Source organism: Actinomadura madurae (genome assembly GCF_900115095.1).
Taxonomy (GTDB): Bacteria; Actinomycetota; Actinomycetes; order Streptosporangiales; family Streptosporangiaceae; genus Spirillospora; species Spirillospora madurae.
In genome coordinates this window covers 313,592-329,337 of record NZ_FOVH01000012.1, presented here as the reverse complement: position 1 = coordinate 329,337, position 15,746 = coordinate 313,592, and the positions used below count along the sequence as shown (strand labels likewise).

The window sequence follows — 15,746 nt, the reverse complement described above, 5'->3', positions numbered from 1 at the left end:
CGCGACCAGTCCAGCTCACCGCGCGCACCCAGCTCGTCCAGCACCAACCGGTGCAGCTTGGCCCACACCCGTGCCGCCGTCCACTCGGTGAAGCGCCGGTGCGCGGTAGGACCCGACGGCCCGAACACCGGCGGCAACTGCTGCCACGTACAACCTGTGGTGGCCACGAAGATGATCGCCGCCAGCACCTCACGATCCCCGTACCGGCGCCGGCCACCGCCCTGCGGCCGCGTCGGAGCGGGCGGCACCACCCGCTGGAACAGCTCCCACAACTCCTCTGGCACCAGCCGCTCGACCATTTCCACGACCGCAGGCTACCGCCACCAAACCAAATGAGATGATGTCTTAGGGCAGGTCGATCGCGCCGCCGTGTCCTCCTGGCCGTGAGCAACTCGGGAACGTCCGCGTCTGTGAGAAGTGGCCTCAGTAGGAAGCATCCGGCGGACGCAGTCGCGGGGCGACCGGGAGGGTGCTTGTCAGTTGTTCAGGAGGTGCCAGGCGGTCAGGGCGAGACGGGCGCGTGTCAGGCCGGTCGGGGCGGTCAGGTCGGCGGCCAGGGTTCTGCCGATCTGGTCGAGGCGGCGGGCGACGCTGCTGTGGTGCCGGTGCAGGACGTCGGCGGCGCGGCGCAGCGAACCGGTGGTGCAGTAGGCGTCCAGGGTCTCCAAGTCTTCGGCGGACAGGCGGGCGATGGCGGCGACGTCGCAGTTGTCGCGCAAGGCGTCCGGAGGGATCTCGGCGAGCAGCGCCATCGCGCCCAGCTCATCGTGGTGGACGACGGGGCGCAGGGGCGCCGTGAAGCGGAGCGCGGTACGGGCCTGTTGCCAGGAGCGGTCGGGGCTCTCGCCGGCGCCGATGCCCGCTCGCACGTCCGGCGGGAACCGGGACGGGTCGATGGTGGCGGCCATGATGACGCCCACGCCGTCGAGCGGCGCCGACTTGACCGGACAGGACGGGCACACCAGGCCGGCGACCTGGTCGAGGGGCAGCGCCGACCGCACGGCGGCGACATGGAGCGGCGAGGGGGCGGCGAATCCCAGCAGGCGCAGCGCGCGAGCCCTGGCCGCCTGGTCGCCGCCGCTGATCGCCAGTTCGACGAGTGCGGGGTCGGCCATGGTGGTGTGGGCGGGCCCGTACCGTTCGAGGACGGCCGCGGCGGCGATGGCGAGCCGGTCCAGCAGGACCTCGTCCAGCGGGACGGGCGGGCCGGGACGCTCCAGCCACACCGTGCCGATCTCCTCCTCATCGAGGACGATGGGCGCCGAGCTGGACGCGTGCGGCGGCGGGCCGGGCACCGGCGTGCCGTCGGACGCGGCACGGACGACCTGTCCCGTCCCGTGGATCCGGATGCCGGCCGCGCACTCGGCCAGGCCCGCCGAGGCCCGCGCGAGCGCCGGGAGATCCACCCGCCGCCGCATCAAGGTGTCGTAGAAGGCGACGACGCGGATCGCGCCCTCGGCGTGCGAGTCCAGTCCCGACAGCCGGACGGCCAGAGCCTCCATGCCCGAAGGATAAGGCCACGGTCGTCGCGCGATCCGGGCCGAACGCGCGACGGACGGCGGATGCTCACGACGCCCGCCGTCATGAGGATGGACGTCATGGATCCCGAACTCGACGCGTTCCTTCCGTTCATCCCGAAGGCCGACCTGACCGATCCGGTCGCCGCGCGCAAGCGGCTCGCCGAACTTGCCGCCGCGGCGCCGAGCGAGGTCACCGCGGCGGCGGCCCCGGGCACCGAGGGCATGGAGGTCGAGGACCTCACGGTGCCCGCCGACCCGGACGTCCCTGTGCGCATCTACCGCCCGAGCCGCGCTCACGGCGCCATCGTCTGGCTGCGCGGCGGCGGCTGGATCGTCGGCGACCTGGACACCGAGCACCCGACCGCCGCCCGGCTCGCCGGAGCGTCCGGGGCGATGGTGATCTCGGTGGACTACCGCCAGGCCCCCGAACACCGGTTCCCGGCCGCGCTGGACGACGCCTACGCGGTGCTGGAGTGGACCGCCGAGAACGCGTCCGGCCTCGGCACCGCCCCGGACCGCATCGCGGTCGGCGGGCACAGCGCCGGCGCGGGCCTCGCGGCCGGAGCGGCGTTGAGGGCGCGCGACGAGCAGGGGCCGTCGATCCGCTTCCAACTGCTCAACCAGCCCGCGCTGGACGACCGGCAGGAGACGTGGTCGCAGCGCAACTTCACGGACACCCCCTGGCAGGACCGCGACAGCCTCACCACGGTGTGGCGGCACTACCTGGGCGACGCTCCCGCGCCCCCGTACGCCGCCCCCGCCCGCGCCGGCGACCTGTCAGGCCTGCCACCGGCGTACGTGTCCGCCGCGGAGTTCGACCCGCTCCGCGACGAGGACATCGGCTACGCGCTGCGCCTGCTCCAGGCGGGCGTCACGGTCGAACTGCACCAGTGGCCCGGGACGTTCCACGGCTCGCACGCGATCCTGTCCGCCGACGTGTCGCAGCGGCAGATCGCCGAACTCGGCGCCGTCCTGCGCCGCGCCCTGGCCGAGTGAGGACGGCGCGCCCGCACCCCCTCGGCGCCGAGGCCGCGTGACCTGGCACCGGTCCCGTCGGGCGTGACAGGTGAGCGGGCGGCGTCTGCCGGGACCGTGGTCCAGGGAGGCGGTGGCCGGTGCTGATGGTCTACCGTGAGCGCCTGGCTTCGGGTGATCACCAGCCTCGCCAGAGCATGCGGACCGCAGGAAGAAGGGCCATGAAACACACCCTGCTGTGGGCTGCGCCCTTGGGGGTTCTGCTGTTCGCGCTCGCAGAGTGGGCTCTGCTGGCCAACCCTGGAGGACGGCTCGTCGGGCTGGTCTTGCTCTCCATACTGCTGGGGTTCATCGGCGTGTTCGCGCTGGCGCCGGTCACCCTCGCGGCCGGCGCCGTGGCCGACCGGTGGGGCATCACGGCGGCGGTGGTCCTGGTCGGGGCGTGCCTGTCGGTGGGAGTTCTGGCGATCATCGGCTCGATCGAGCGCGCCAAGCCCGGATACGTCTGGAAGTACGGCGAGCCGACCAGCGTCGCCATCCCCTACGAGAGGACCTGCACGCTGTCCGGCTATACATGTGGGGGCCATTGGACGTCGAACGGAAAGACGGTTCACGGCGGGGTCACCATGTCCCGTGCCGAGTACCGCTCCCTCCGCCAGTCGTCGGGGACGGCCCCGGACAACGCGCACCACTTCGACGCGCGCGTCCTGGGGAACCGCGCCAGCACCGCCGGGCTGCATGTGCGACCCGCCAGTTCCGTGACGCTGGGCAGGGTCCCCGAATGGACGGGCTGGACGGCGGGCGCAGTCGGGCTCGGCACCGTCCTGTTCTCGATCGTCCTCCCCCGACGCACGTCCAGAACGCCTCCCGAAGCACAATAGGCGGCCGACAGGGGCAGGTTCGCCTTTTAGTGTGCGGGGTAAGGGGAATTCTTAGCGTCAGAGGGAATACAGCCTGGGAAGCACGAAGATGTCCCAATAGGGCGGGACTACGCCCTGCAAGGGCCCTTTGCGTCCCACGTCGCGCCAGCCGAGATGGCGGTAGAAGCCCTGTGTGGCGAGGGCTGTCGGCTGCACCGACAGGATGGCCCGCTCCTCTTCCCGACCCGCCAGCAGATGCCGGACGACGCGTTCACCGAGCCCTCGGCCGCGCCAGCGAGGTAGCAGCGCAAGGCTGATGAGTGCGAAGGTGCGTCCTTGCCATTCGGCGGTGAGATCTTCGGGTAGTGGCTCGGTGAAGTCAGTCCACCAGCCGTGGTCAATGGGCAGCCGGTGACCGAAGGCGTAGCCGACCAGGCCGCCACCATGCTCGGCCAGGACAAGGCCAAAGGTCGGATCGGCCATCAGCCGCCGCAGATAGTCGGCATTCTCGTCGGACATCCGCGGCACCCAGGCGAAGGGAGGCTGCGAGAAGACCGCATCGTGGATTTCGCAGATCGAGGAGAAGTACTTCTCCGCGAGCTTCGCGGCGCCGCCGCGGATGTCCACGTCAGCGGTCATCGGCCTGCCTCGTCTCAAGTTCCGCGGCCCGTAAGCGCAGTTCCGCCGCCTGGTCGTCGCCGAGTTGCTCGTAGATCACCGCCGCCGTGCGCCAGCGGGCGGCGGCGCCGGTGGTGTCGTCCAGCGCGAGCAGCGCCTCCCCATGCGAGACCGCTGCCATCGCCATACTGCGCCGGTCGCCGAACCGCTCGAAAGTCTCGACCGCTCGCCGCACGCGCGGTTCCGCGTCCAGCGCGCGTCCCAGTGGGAGCATGGCCGAGACCAGCGATAACGTCCCCCACGCCTCGCTCCACTCGTCGCCCAGCTCGGCGAAGACGGACAGGGCGTGCTCGCAGAGTGCGACGGCCTCGTGCCGGTCACCGGTCTCGGCGGCGCGGCGGCCGAGGCTGAGCAGCGCCATTCCTTCGCCGCGCCGCACTCCGTTCTCCTGGAACACGCGCAACGCCTGTCGGAAGTGGTCGACCGCCGCCTCGACCTCCTGGCGTTCCTCGTGGATCAGGCCGACGCCTCGGGATGCGAAGCCTTCGAGCCAGGCGTCGCCGAGTTCGCGGCTCAGCTCGACGGTTCGCCGGTAGTCGGCCAGCGCATCGTCATACCGGCCGCCTCGCCAGCCCGCGTCCCCCAGGCAGAAGAGATTGCTGGCCTCGCCGAGAGCGTCGCCCAATTCCTGGGCCGCCCGCAACCCCAGCCTGTGGACGTCCTCCCAGTCGGACCAGTACGAGCCGAGCTCGAAGAAACCGTCGGTGACGACGGGCAGTTTCCAGGCGATGTCGTACTGCCCGAGGTCGACGGCGAGGCGCAGGGCGGCGAGCACATTAGGCCGCTCCTGCTCGAACCATTGCGCTGCCTTTTGCGCTTCGCCGAAGTCGGGAACTTCGATGCCCTCGGCGGGGACGAGTGGCACCGAGTGGGAGTAGGGCAGGATGAGCACCCGTCCGGCATCGGCCGCCAGCAGATACCAGGAGAGCATCCGCCGGACCGCCCGCGTCCGGTCCCGCTGAGAATCTTCGGCGGCGGCTCGTTCACGGGCGTAGGCGCGCAGCAGGTCATGGAGATGGAAGCGGTCGTTGGACGTCTCCCGCAGCAGGTGGGCGGCGGTGAGGCCACGCAGCAGGCGGCCGGTCACGGCTCGCTCGCCGCCCATGAGGGCCGCCGCGGCGCCCATGCCGATGTCGGGTCCGGTGTGCAGGCCGAGGTGCCGGAACGCCCGGCGCTGGGGCTCGTCCAGGGCGTTGTAAGACCAGGAGAACGCCGCGCGGACGTCGCTCAGTTCATCCTCGGCGGCCGCCAGAGCGTCGAGGCGGAGGCGTTCGTCCTCCAACTCGCCGACCAGCCCGGCCATGGACAGCTCCGGCCGCCCGGCCGCGTGCTCGGCGACCACGCGCAGCGCCAGGGGAAGGTACCCGCTGAGCTCGGCGACGCGCAGCGCCGCCTGCGGGTCGGCCGCGACGCGGTCAGCCCCGATCACGGTCGCGAGCAGGGCGACGGACTCCTCGGGCGACAGGACGTCCAAGGTCACGCGCGCGGCTCCCTCCCTGGCCACCAGCCCCGCGAGTGTACTTCGACTGGTGATCAACGCGAAGCATCCGCGCGACGCGGGAAGCAGCGGCCTGATGTCGGAGGACGAGGCGGCATTGTCGACGACCACGAGCACGCGCCTGCCGTCAAGGAGTGTCCTGTAGACGGACGCCCGCTGATCGGTCCCGTCAGGGATCGCCTCCGGCGGCGCGCCGAGCGCCCGCAGGAACCCGTCGAGGGCCTCGCCCGCCGACAGCGGACGGCCGGGACCGTACCCGCGCATGTCGACGTAGAGATCGCCGTCAGGGAACCGTGACCTGGACCGGTGGGCCCAGTGCAGGGCGAGCGCGGTCTTTCCGACGCCCGGTGCGCCGGACACGGCCGACACCACGGCGGCGGGTGCGCCATCGCCCGCCGTGGTGCCCGCGACCAGGCCGTCCAATGCCTGGAGGCTCGGCTCCCTGTTGATGAAACCGGACACGTCGAGGGGCAGCTGTCGTGGCGGGGGCAGATCGCGGCCTCCGCCGACACGGATGTCACCCTGCACCGAGTGCGCCTGGATGACGGTGCCGGCGTCCCCGTCGAACTCGTTCGACGGGGACCGGTTCCCTTCGGGCATCAGCCGGACAACGGCAGGAACCGTCCGTCGTATCGGGCGGCGAACTCCCGGTACGGAACGGCTCTGCTCACCGCGAGGTCCCGCCAGTAGTTCGCCTGGACGATCTTCGCGGGATCATCGACGATCTCCGCCGCCGCGAACGCCCCGTCCTCCTCATAGTGCATGGTGACGAGGCGGCAGGAGTCGAAGAGCCAGTAGTCGTAGTGGGGCAGCCCTTCCGGCCACTCGCCCTGGCGGACCGGAATGATCCGCACATCCTCCCCGGCCGGGACGGTGTGCTCGTACGACCAGGCGCACTCGAACCGGACGTAGTCGGAAAGCGGTTCCTCGACGACGTGGACCCGGTGCATGCGTTTCCCGGCTTTGTCCGCCGGTCGTACGCTGCCCTCGATCCAGTCGGCGATACCCGGGAATTCCCCACGCTCCTGCCCTGCGAGAAAGAGACCGAACTCCTCCTTCTCATAGGAGACGTCATAACTCTGCAGGGACTCCAGCCGATAAGCCGTGTACTCGAAGTCACTGAAGAGGCTGTTGAATTCCTTGTCGGCGAGTGAGTGGAAGACTCGTCCCACCTACCGCTCCTCCCTCGCCGCGTGCAGCCGCTCGATGGCACCCTCAATGACGTCCGGCGAGATCCGGACAGCGCTCTCACCTGGCAGGACGTTGGCCAGCTCGGCGAAGGTGCCGTCGTCCACTGCGTGCCCCTGGACGACGTGCTCCCCGTTCTCCGCCAGGTAGACCGACGGACATCCGTTTCCGCCGGAGCCTTGATCCTTGTAAAGCATGACCAGTTTCATGGTCCGCCTTCCTCAATAGGGCCCTCTCCACAGGGCGACATTGCCAGGCTACTAAACCTTCCGAGTCTTGACCGAGAATCCGGATAACGGCAGACCCCAACGCAATTTCCTGGTGCCAGAAAAGCCACTAAGACATACTTATTCGACAAAGTACACACATAGAATGATCCAGGATCATCGCCCCGAAAGATCCGTCTGTGTCGCCGGCTACTTTCACCCATCGGCGCCTGATGGACGGCGATGAGGTGAGTGGTGTGGCGCCGCTACGGACGACCTTGATGCAGCCGTGCGCCGGCCAGCCACCACCGCCGGGGAGCCAGCTGAGCCACTTGACGATCACCTTGCCCGGTGCCGCGCGCTCATAGCGGCGCTCACTCTTGCGGGACGCACGGAACTGCCCGGAAGCGCCCACCGCACCGAGCGTGACTGGAACGAGCCGGTCAGCGCTCCGAGAGCCTCTTGACCTGCTCGATCAGGCCGGCGAACTGCGCAACCGACAAGGTGAGGTGTCCCCCATCCGGATCCTTGCTGTCCCGCACCCCGATCCCGACCCCTGGCGCAAGTCGTCCCAGCTCAACGCAGTGCTCATCGTCCGCTCCGCCACTGTGGGTGCTCTTGCGCCACTGCATGATCATTCGTAGCTCTCCAAGTACCGCTTGATGATCTCGTGCGAGTCCTCCAGGGAGGCCGCCTTCGCGCCGATGCGATCGAACTTAACCGACAATTCGCGAACCTCGCCAGGCGTTTCGATCAAGCGGCCACCGTTCTGGGCGCCCGAATAGGCGATGTCGCGGCTCTCCAGGCTGAGAATCTGGAGCGAGCCGTCAACACCAAGGTGAGCACCCGACTTGAACGGGACGATACGTAGGCTGACCTGCGGAAGGGCAGCCATGGCTAGCAAGTGGTTCAACTGCGCCTTGTGCACCTCCGGGCTTCCGACCTCACGCGCCAACACGCTCTCATCGATCGTCGCCCACAACTCGACCTCAGTCCCCCGCTCGAAGAAGGACCTCTTTCGAGCAACGCGCCTCTCCATCGCGGCCTCGAAGTCCTTCGGTGTACCGGACTGGACGTAGGCCCAGGTGTATTCGTCGGTCTGGAGGGCAAGCGGGATGACCTGGCCGTGGTAGGCCTTGATCAGGGTCGCCTCCTGCTCATATTTGACGAGCTGCTTTCCCCAGTTAGGATCGTGGGCCATTCGGGCAAACCAGAGCAGAAGCTGAAATAGCAATCCTGTCCCGAAGTGTCGGTCCAGCGCTCGAACGTGGTCGTCTTGCAGGCGCCGCCGCCCCGCCTCGAAGTTGGATACAGTGCCCCGCGTTACTCCCATGATCTCCCCGCACTGGGTCAGCGATAGTCCCGTCTTCTCTCGCCAAAACCGCAGGTAGAAGGCCAGGAAGTACCACATCGAAACCTTCGGATCGAGGGGTTCGCGAACGATCGGCATTGCGTCCTCCCTGTATTCATCTTCGATGGCTACAGGCGAAACGTAGAACAGTTCGGTGATCCTTGTCACAGGAATTCGGAATCTTGGGCAGGGACGGGACGATGGCGATGACGGCGACCGCAGAGCCGATCATGCCCCTTATGGGCACACCTTCCGCAGTGGGGCTAGCGCGCAGTTTCGCGGACACACAAATCCGCAAATGGGACTACTCGCACATTCTCGACGGCGCGCTTCTCATCGTCTCGGAACTCGTCACCAACGCGGCCCGCCAGACGCCGGACAAGGAGATCCGTCTCCAGCTCAGCCGGGACGCCCACGGGGTCATCATCGCCGTCTGGGACGCCGACCACGAGTTGCCCAAAGCCAAGCCGATGACCGAACTCACCCTCGAAGACCTCGACCTGTCCGAAGAGGCGTTCGACGAGAACGGCGGCTGGGGCCTGCACATCGTCCAGGCCCTGTCCGCCGAATGCGGTGTCACCTCCGACCCGGCCGGCGGCAAGTGGGTGTGGTCGCGCATGCACCCGTAGCGGTGCCCCTCGCCGGGAGGTAGTACGAGCATGACCATTGACGATCAAAGGGCCACGGCGGGGCGGCGTCCGTTCCTGGCCGCTCTCGATGAGGCAGTGCGCAGGCGCGGCGGGATGTCGTGCGGCATCGTCCAGCGCAGCGGCACGCCCGTCCTGTACGTGATCAACACCGAGTCGCCCAGCAGATTCACGGAGGTCGGCGCCGACTACATCAGCGGCGCCTGGGTGTTCACCTGGGCCGACACCGGCGCCACGATCAGCACGGCCGAGACCCCGACCACCGCGGCCGACACGATCGCCCGAGCGGTCGGAGCTCATCCGTGACCACGACCGCCGAGGTCCACACCTACGGCGACCCCGGCACCTAGACCCCTCCGGGCGGACGGCGTTCCAAGCGTGGCACATGGCCGTCCGTCCAGAGGTTCCACTGCGGTTCACCAGCCGCAACGTCACAACGAAGGAGAAGATGATGGGCGACCGCGACAAGGGAAACAGCGACGAGAAGACCACCACCGACGGGAGCAAGCCGCAGGGCGGATCCCGTGGGAACGGAGACAAGACCAACGGCAACCCCAGCGACGGGAAGCGTCAGTGACCGACTGGCACGAGATCATCGGCTCGGTGCCCCGGCGTTCGTTCTCACCCGACGTGGTGTGGGCGGACCTGGAGCCCGGCCCCTGGGTGCGCATCGACCGCACGACCGAGCCCGCCAAGTGGGACGAGGTCGTAGCGCTCGACCAGCCCCTTGTGACCCAATTCGAGGACGGCCGGACCGAGGGTGAAGGGCTGGCCAGCTCGTCGCTGTCCATGCCGACGATGGTGGTCGAGTTCCTGGACCAGCTCGACCCCTTCGACGACCATCGCGTCCTGGACATCGGCACGGGCGCGGGGTGGACGGCCGCCCTCCTGTCCGCTCGCGTCGGTACGCACAACGTCACCACAGTGGAGGTCGACCCGGGGCTCTCGGCCAAGGCCGCCGAACGGCTCAAGGCGGCAGGCTACGAACCTCGCATCATCGTCGGCGACGGCGCGGACGGATGGCCCGAAGGCGCCCCCTACGACCGAATCCACGCGACATGCGCGGTGCCATGTGTGCCCCATGTCTGGGTGAAGCAGACGCGCCCCGGCGGCGTGATCGTGACCCCGTTCTCAGCGGGGTACGGCTGCGGCGCCGTCCTACGCCTCGATGTGCTCGGCGACGGCACGGCCGTGGGCAGATTCAGCGGATCAGCCGATTACATGATGATGCGCGCCCAACGCCCTGCCTACGGATCGGCCCGAACATGGACGCAAGCCGTCCAAAGGGACGTCCGGGTGAGCCGTACCCAACTGGACCCCCGCTCGCTCCCCTACGGCCCGGTGAGCATCGACCTCACCATCGCGGCCCTGGTCCCGGGCGTGATCTCGAAGTTCTACACCGATGCCAACGGCGCAACGCTCTGGATCCTGGACCGAGAAACTTACGAGGGCGCCTGGGCCTCGGTCGACTACGAACCAGGCCTACCCGACTACGAGGTCCAACAGGCAGGCGACCGCTCCCTTTGGGACGAGACCGAAGCCGCCTACCTGCAATGGCTCAAGTGGGGCCGCCCGGACATCACCCGCTTCGGCATAACCGTCACACCCGACAAGCAAACAATCTGGCTGGACACCCCAGCCACCCGGCCCCCGCGTTGACTTGCGGCGTGTTGCCCTTACGCGCGCCCTCAAAAGGGCAACACGCCGCAACTGAACGGTTCGCGATCAACGATTTGGATACGAGTTGGACGCCGTTTGCGTATGGAGGGAGTTGTGGATCTCCGAGGGGCGTAGGAACTCAGCGTGAGATCCCCCCGAGAGGTGCCCGAAAACCTGAAGAAACGGCCGTTCCGGACCGCGGAAGCTCAGAGTATCGGAGTGACCGCCAAAGAACTTCGTTCCTCGCAATATCGGCGCATATTCTACGATGTGTACGTAGAGTCTGATCTTCCGGACAGCCCCGGGCTCCGCTGTGAAGCGGCGAGGTTACTTCTTCCGTCCGCTGCGGTGTTCTGCGGTGTGACGGCCGCACGGCTCTACGGCGTCCCTGTGCCTGACCGAGACACGCGCATCCACGCCGCCGTACCGTCCGCCAGCCCAACTGTCCCTCGAATCAAGGACCTGCGGGTGCACAGCTACACCATTCTGCCAAAGCATCTTCGCCTGTGGGACGGCTGGCAGGTGGTCGGTCCGGAACGGCTCTTCCTCGAACTCGCGGCGACAATGCCGCGGATGGATTTGATCGTCGCCGGCGACCATATGCTGCGGCACGGGCTTACCACGCGAACACGGCTCAACAGCTTCCTCAACAAGGACTGCTACAGGCGTCGCGGGGTCAGACGGGCCAAGTCCGCAATGCCGCACCTTGACGAGAAGAGCGACTCGCCACCAGAGACGAGGCTGCGGATGCTCATAGTGGACGCGGGCCTCCCTCGTCCCATCGCCAACCGGGACGTCGTCACCGAGCGCGGCGTTTGGCTCGCCCGGCCGGACCTCTCGTACCCGGCTCTACAGATAGCCATTCAGTACGAGGGCGCTCACCACCAGCAGGACTACAAGCAGTACAGCTACGACATCGAACGTGACGGCCGTCTGATCGAGCATGGCTGGATCGTCATCCGCGTCAACAAGGACGGCCTGTTCGGTAATCCGAGGACCGTCCTCAATCGCATCCGAAAGGCCATCGCCGACCGCTCCCCCGCCTGACCCCGTTGACTTGCGGCGTGTTGCCCTTATGGGGACGCACATAAGGGCAACACGCCGCAAGTCAACGAATCAGAAGAGGCCGTCCTGCTCACCGGCTTTTGGGCGCTTCTTCCCCTTCTTGTCATGCAGGCCGGCGGCCACCTCGGCCGCATACCGCTCGTGGTTCAGCTCAAGCAGCCGATCCATCAACTCCCGCTGCACGGCCGGCCCCACGGTGTACCGGGTCTCCCGTCCGACCGGGTGATGCCCATGATCGAGTTGCGGGACCAGGTCATCCCACCCATACGCCCGGCACACCGCCTCATCGATCGCCTTGTGGATCTCCCGCAGCTCAAGGATGTCCCCGTCGCTGCACTCCGGGTCATGGACGACGTTGTACGTCTGCGTCAGCCCGGCCTGCCGCGCCAACATGACATCCCGCCGGAACCTATCAAGCCGGTCCCCCAACCTCCGCATCTCCTGCGTCATCTCTGGCAGGGGCAGCGTCTCGAACACATCGGAGGGAGAGTAATTGATGTCCGTCTTCATCGTCGAACTGCGACTCACTGTCCACCAATAGTGCGGGGAGCTGCTCAGCAAAGCCAACATTGCAGTATCGTCCGTCGCAAATACTCCGAGTTTATGAGCAAAGACTTGGCCAGTTGGCACCATAACTGGCATGACGGTCTTGCTAACCAGCGTAATTACGATGGTGTGCCGCAACATTCTGAGAGCATTAACCATGGCAGGGCGCTTGTCGGCATATTGCCAATAACGCTGCGGCAGAGGCTTCCGAAGGGCGTACCTTCCATCCTCTCCAAGGCGCTGACGCCCCGGTCGAACCAAACTGTCCACGATTGCAAATGGGGCAGGATACCTTTTGGCCTGCTCTTCCGGCCAGTCGCGAAAATTAATCACCCACCGGGACGCAGAAAGATCGGGCCTACTATTCAGATTCTCTCCGTTGAGGTACGGAAATAGAACTTCCTTATTCCTCGGATCTCTAACAATCAACTCCTGCGCCTCTTCTGGACTCAACATAAATCCCGTACCCAGCACATAAGATCCGATGAACGCGATGCTCCGACTGCCAACTAGTCGATGGGCAGGACCACTGACACGGGATTGCGGCTCAAGGGAGGATGTAATACCCGAGACTCTGACACCATCCGAGAGTCGATCGACTTCGGATGCAAGAAATGCTTTACTCGTCCAGATTGCACAATACTCAAGAACGGCACTCTTGGAGGGCCAAGGACTCGACCGGACCGCCTGTCGTATTGTCACGCCAATTCTCAGCAAGTGATCGAGCGAAACTTCTCTTGTGTCCCCCTGCGCGAGGGTGTTCGTCGCGATAAGGCCAGTCTGGCCACTTGAAGTCAACAACTCGTGAGAACGCAGAACAAAGTAGGCCACCAGATCGGCACTGCCTCGAACTCCATGGCCGATAATATTGACGAGGTTCTCCCGATAGGCTGAGCCTAGCGAACCACTGACCTTCTTTCCGCCTAGGAATGGAGGATTGCCGATGATGGCGTCGAAGCCGCCCTTCTCAAAGACCTCCGGGATCACCAGGGGCCAGTGGATGGGCTCGCGGTCGAAGCCTCCGGCCGGTTGGTCCGTGCGCAGCCACATGTTTAGCTGGTCACGGGAGGCAAGCTCTGCTGCCTCGTCGCCGGACATGACCTTGAGCGCCTGGGTGACAGCCAGCTTGGAGGCGGTGTCCAGGCCAGCCGCTCCCCTGCTGGCGTTCGCCAACGCCGCGCCGGTGGTGAGGTCGGCGAGGAGGCGGGCGCGTTCGGTGTCCTTCTCGACCTCGGCGAGCATGGCGCGCTTGGTGGCGAGCTTGTCCAGGTCGGTGCCTTCGATCTCGACCAGTTGACGGCGCTTGTCGGCGACGCGGCCGACCAGTTCTCGGATGCCCGTGGTCAGGTTGAAGAGGGCGCCGTCGTCCTCGTGTAGCTTCCGGCCGGCCTTGGCGTCCATGTGCATGACTTCGAGCTGGTCGAGTGACGTGATCCCGAGCAGCGAGTCGCCGACGATGAGGCGGTCGTCCAGGAACGTGAAGGGCTTGTGCGGGTCCATGGAGACGAGCCACAGGGAGAGCTTGGCCATTTCGACGGCCATCTCGTTGATGTCCGCGCCGTAAAGGCAGTGCTCGATGATCTGACGGCTGGCGTCGATGATGACGGGGTCCGCTTCGGCGTCGGCGGCCGTGGTGGTCGACTTGCCCTTGTAGTCGCGGACGCGCTCATCGCCCTCGCGGACCCATGCCTCCACGAGCTTGTCAGCGAGGTAACGGCAGGCGGCCACCAGGAACGCGGCCGAGCCCATGGCAATGTCGGCGACCTTGAGCGACAGGATCTCGTCCGAGGTCTTGAGCTTCCACTCGTTCTTGTCCGCCGTCTGAAGGGGGCCGGGCGAGTAGACGAGCGGCTCCAAAGCACCTTCCACTACCTGCCTCGCGAGGAAGCTGGGCGTGTAGTGGGTGCCGGTGTTCTTCCGTAGCGCTGACTCCGTGACGTACAGGGCGTCCGTCAGGATGACCACGGGCAGGTCGCGGAGGTCTGTGCGGATGAGGTTGTAGAACGGCAGAAGGCGTTCGGTCAGCGGGTAGTCGCCTCCCGTGACGGCCAGCAGCTTGCGCTGGGCGTCCTGCTTCTCGGCGTCCGAGAGGGGCGCGAATCGCTTTTCCAGGGCCTTGGCGGAGCCGATCCGGGAGTCCTTGTACTCGGTGGCGAGCTTGGCGGCAAGCGACGGGACGTCCGGGCTGTCGGCGGCGAAATCCTCCAGGGTGCGGAGGGCGACCTCTTCTTCGAGCCCGGCCTTTCCGATGAGACCAACGTAGGTTTCGTCCGCGTAGAAGCCCTCGAAGGACAGCAGGCCCTCGTAGACGTATCCGATCTGCTCCACGTCCAGGGCGGCGAAGGAAAGCCTCCGGCGTTCACGGCTCTTCCCGGTGCCGATCTGGACGTACTGCACCGCTCGGAGCATGTGCAGGACGGTCCGGTCGTCGATGGTGTGGGGCAGCCACGCGTACGTCTCCGGGTTGAAGATGGAGCCGTCGTGGGCGTGCATCTTCATCTCGGGGTGGTCGACGCCGTAGTACACCGCGTTGAACAGGGCGAGGAGGCGGTGCCAGCCGGTGTAGGTGTGTTCGAGGTCCTCTTCGCTGCCGTCCAGGGCACGTTGTTCAAGTTCCGAGCAGAGGCGGCCGGCGGAGTAGGCCGTCAGGTACAGCTCCTTGTCGGCGGGGAGGAGCCCTCTTTCTTCGGCGAAGAGGAGGAACACGACGCGCATCATGACGGCGACGGCGCCCCGATAGACCTCGTGGGCGGTGACGTCCCCGATGCCGCGTCCGCCCTGGGCGACGTCGGCGGTGTGGGCGCGTCCGATGGCGGCGACCAGCAGTTCCACGGCCTGGCGGACCTGGACGCCGAGGGCCTCGGTGATGTCCTCCTGGTTGTCCTTGCTGACGTCGAGGAGGTGGACGAGCGTCTCGTCGTCCGGGACGGAGAAGAAGCGGGCCCGGTTCAGGATCGACAGGAAGGCGCGGACGACGTCGCGTTCGGCGGCCTCGTGCCAGTTGACCGCGTCGAAGACGGCGGTGGTGGTGACGCCGCCGCGCGGGGCCCAGACGAGGGCCCACCAGCGTCCGTCGGTGGCGAGCCCGAGCTGGACGTCGTGGTGGCGGCAGAGCTGGGCGAGGCGGTCGACGGGGGTCGCGGCCCAGTCCGAGTCCTTGATCCGCTGGGTGGGGCGGTCGTCGCTGATGAGGCCGAGGAGCCGGACGTTCTTCGCGTCCGTCCCGGGGGTCGTGCCCGGTTCGAGGAGGGCGAACGACGGGGTGACCTCGGTGTCGTGCTCGGGGACGTCCATGGACAGGGCGTCCAGGCCGGTGAAGTGCACCGCGTCGTCCCAGCCGAGGAGTCCGGTCAGGACGTAGTCGATCCACGGGCGGCCGGGGAGGGCGGCGTGCTCCTGGCGGAGGCGTTCGCGGGTGCCCTTGTCGAGCGCGTCGAGGGTGGGCCAGACGCGGCGGAGGACGGGGACGCTGAGGAACGGCCCGGACACGTCGATCAGGCTGAGCCAGTCGGCGTGGTTGAAGTCGTCCCTGTGCTTGGGGAACCGTGCCATT

General features: G+C 67.0%; 16 protein-coding genes. 7 read left to right on the top strand and 9 right to left on the bottom strand.

What is annotated here, in order from left to right:
• A partial coding sequence (locus tag BM339_RS31055) for an IS5/IS1182 family transposase (protein WP_075023178.1) occupies nucleotides 1–305 on the bottom strand: 305 nt, incomplete at its 3' end.
• A 171-nt stretch (nucleotides 306–476) separates the two neighbouring features.
• Nucleotides 477–1,502, bottom strand: coding sequence for a helix-turn-helix domain-containing protein (locus tag BM339_RS31050; protein ID WP_075023149.1), 1,026 nt, complete (start codon nucleotides 1,500–1,502; stop codon nucleotides 477–479).
• A gap of 60 nt (nucleotides 1,503–1,562) precedes the next feature.
• On the opposite strand from BM339_RS31050, the gene BM339_RS31045 reads away from it, so the two are divergent.
• Nucleotides 1,563–2,516, top strand: coding sequence for an alpha/beta hydrolase (locus BM339_RS31045; RefSeq protein ID WP_075023148.1), 954 nt, complete (start codon nucleotides 1,563–1,565; stop codon nucleotides 2,514–2,516).
• A 200-nt stretch (nucleotides 2,517–2,716) separates the two neighbouring features.
• Nucleotides 2,717–3,376 carry a hypothetical protein gene (locus BM339_RS31040; protein WP_075023147.1) on the top strand — a complete coding sequence of 220 codons (660 nt, stop codon included), beginning with the start codon at nucleotides 2,717–2,719 and terminating at the stop codon, nucleotides 3,374–3,376.
• A 57-nt stretch (nucleotides 3,377–3,433) separates the two neighbouring features.
• Here BM339_RS31040 and BM339_RS31035 read toward each other — a convergent pair whose 3' ends face one another.
• The 6 genes from BM339_RS31035 to BM339_RS31010 form a co-directional block, all read right to left on the bottom strand.
• Nucleotides 3,434–3,994 carry a GNAT family N-acetyltransferase gene (locus BM339_RS31035; protein ID WP_021593171.1) on the bottom strand — a complete coding sequence of 187 codons (561 nt, stop codon included), beginning with the start codon at nucleotides 3,992–3,994 and terminating at the stop codon, nucleotides 3,434–3,436.
• Complete coding sequence (locus BM339_RS31030; RefSeq protein WP_075023146.1) at nucleotides 3,984–6,131, bottom strand: ATP-binding protein; 2,148 nt, start codon at nucleotides 6,129–6,131, stop codon at nucleotides 3,984–3,986. Before BM339_RS31030 ends, BM339_RS31035 begins: the two co-directional genes overlap by 11 nt.
• Entirely contained in the window at nucleotides 6,131–6,703 is a 573-nt protein-coding gene (locus BM339_RS31025) for a DUF6879 family protein (RefSeq protein WP_075023145.1), read from the bottom strand. Before BM339_RS31025 ends, BM339_RS31030 begins: the two co-directional genes overlap by 1 nt.
• Nucleotides 6,704–6,928: a hypothetical protein gene (locus BM339_RS31020; protein ID WP_075023144.1), complete on the bottom strand. Its 225-nt coding sequence runs from the start codon at nucleotides 6,926–6,928 to the stop codon at nucleotides 6,704–6,706.
• Nucleotides 6,929–7,368: 440 nt separating this feature from the next.
• Nucleotides 7,369–7,563 carry a DUF397 domain-containing protein gene (locus BM339_RS31015; protein WP_075023143.1) on the bottom strand — a complete coding sequence of 65 codons (195 nt, stop codon included), beginning with the start codon at nucleotides 7,561–7,563 and terminating at the stop codon, nucleotides 7,369–7,371.
• On the bottom strand, nucleotides 7,560–8,444 hold the full coding sequence (locus tag BM339_RS31010) for a helix-turn-helix domain-containing protein (protein WP_111829974.1): 885 nt from the start codon (nucleotides 8,442–8,444) through the stop codon (nucleotides 7,560–7,562). The genes BM339_RS31015 and BM339_RS31010 overlap by 4 nt, the downstream gene beginning before the upstream one ends.
• A 32-nt stretch (nucleotides 8,445–8,476) precedes the next feature.
• Between BM339_RS31010 and BM339_RS31005 the strand changes: the two genes are divergently transcribed.
• From BM339_RS31005 to BM339_RS30990, 5 genes are all read left to right on the top strand, one after another.
• Nucleotides 8,477–8,905: an ATP-binding protein gene (locus BM339_RS31005; RefSeq protein ID WP_143118671.1), complete on the top strand. Its 429-nt coding sequence runs from the start codon at nucleotides 8,477–8,479 to the stop codon at nucleotides 8,903–8,905.
• 30 nt (nucleotides 8,906–8,935) lie between these two features.
• Nucleotides 8,936–9,229 (top strand): hypothetical protein, encoded by a 294-nt coding sequence (locus tag BM339_RS31000; protein ID WP_143118670.1) that lies wholly within the window; start codon nucleotides 8,936–8,938, stop codon nucleotides 9,227–9,229.
• 145 nt (nucleotides 9,230–9,374) lie between these two features.
• Nucleotides 9,375–9,500 (top strand): hypothetical protein, encoded by a 126-nt coding sequence (locus BM339_RS51820; protein ID WP_256255524.1) that lies wholly within the window; start codon nucleotides 9,375–9,377, stop codon nucleotides 9,498–9,500.
• Nucleotides 9,497–10,582, top strand: coding sequence for a methyltransferase domain-containing protein (locus BM339_RS30995; RefSeq protein ID WP_075023140.1), 1,086 nt, complete (start codon nucleotides 9,497–9,499; stop codon nucleotides 10,580–10,582). Before BM339_RS51820 ends, BM339_RS30995 begins: the two co-directional genes overlap by 4 nt.
• 468 nt (nucleotides 10,583–11,050) lie before the next feature.
• Nucleotides 11,051–11,629 (top strand): endonuclease domain-containing protein, encoded by a 579-nt coding sequence (locus BM339_RS30990; RefSeq protein ID WP_075023139.1) that lies wholly within the window; start codon nucleotides 11,051–11,053, stop codon nucleotides 11,627–11,629.
• 69 nt (nucleotides 11,630–11,698) lie between these two features.
• Here BM339_RS30990 and BM339_RS30985 read toward each other — a convergent pair whose 3' ends face one another.
• Entirely contained in the window at nucleotides 11,699–15,745 is a 4,047-nt protein-coding gene (locus tag BM339_RS30985) for an Eco57I restriction-modification methylase domain-containing protein (RefSeq protein ID WP_075023138.1), read from the bottom strand.
• Between the last annotated feature and the right edge of the window lies 1 nt (nucleotide 15,746).

What these genes read in the sequence shown, in the direction of transcription:
- BM339_RS31050 (WP_075023149.1), bottom strand. Translation starts at nt 1,502, where the DNA reads ATGGAGGCTCTGGCCGTCCGGCTGTCGGGACTGGACTCGCACGCCGAG.
- BM339_RS31045 (WP_075023148.1), top strand. Translation starts at nt 1,563, where the DNA reads ATGCTCACGACGCCCGCCGTCATGAGGATGGACGTCATGGATCCCGAA.
- BM339_RS31040 (WP_075023147.1), top strand. Translation starts at nt 2,717, where the DNA reads ATGAAACACACCCTGCTGTGGGCTGCGCCCTTGGGGGTTCTGCTGTTC.
- BM339_RS31035 (WP_021593171.1), bottom strand. Translation starts at nt 3,994, where the DNA reads ATGACCGCTGACGTGGACATCCGCGGCGGCGCCGCGAAGCTCGCGGAG.
- BM339_RS31030 (WP_075023146.1), bottom strand. Translation starts at nt 6,131, where the DNA reads ATGCCCGAAGGGAACCGGTCCCCGTCGAACGAGTTCGACGGGGACGCC.
- BM339_RS31020 (WP_075023144.1), bottom strand. Translation starts at nt 6,928, where the DNA reads ATGAAACTGGTCATGCTTTACAAGGATCAAGGCTCCGGCGGAAACGGA.
- BM339_RS31015 (WP_075023143.1), bottom strand. Translation starts at nt 7,563, where the DNA reads ATGATCATGCAGTGGCGCAAGAGCACCCACAGTGGCGGAGCGGACGAT.
- BM339_RS31005 (WP_143118671.1), top strand. Translation starts at nt 8,477, where the DNA reads ATGGCGATGACGGCGACCGCAGAGCCGATCATGCCCCTTATGGGCACA.
- BM339_RS31000 (WP_143118670.1), top strand. Translation starts at nt 8,936, where the DNA reads ATGACCATTGACGATCAAAGGGCCACGGCGGGGCGGCGTCCGTTCCTG.
- BM339_RS51820 (WP_256255524.1), top strand. Translation starts at nt 9,375, where the DNA reads ATGGGCGACCGCGACAAGGGAAACAGCGACGAGAAGACCACCACCGAC.
- BM339_RS30985 (WP_075023138.1), bottom strand. Translation starts at nt 15,745, where the DNA reads ATGGCACGGTTCCCCAAGCACAGGGACGACTTCAACCACGCCGACTGG.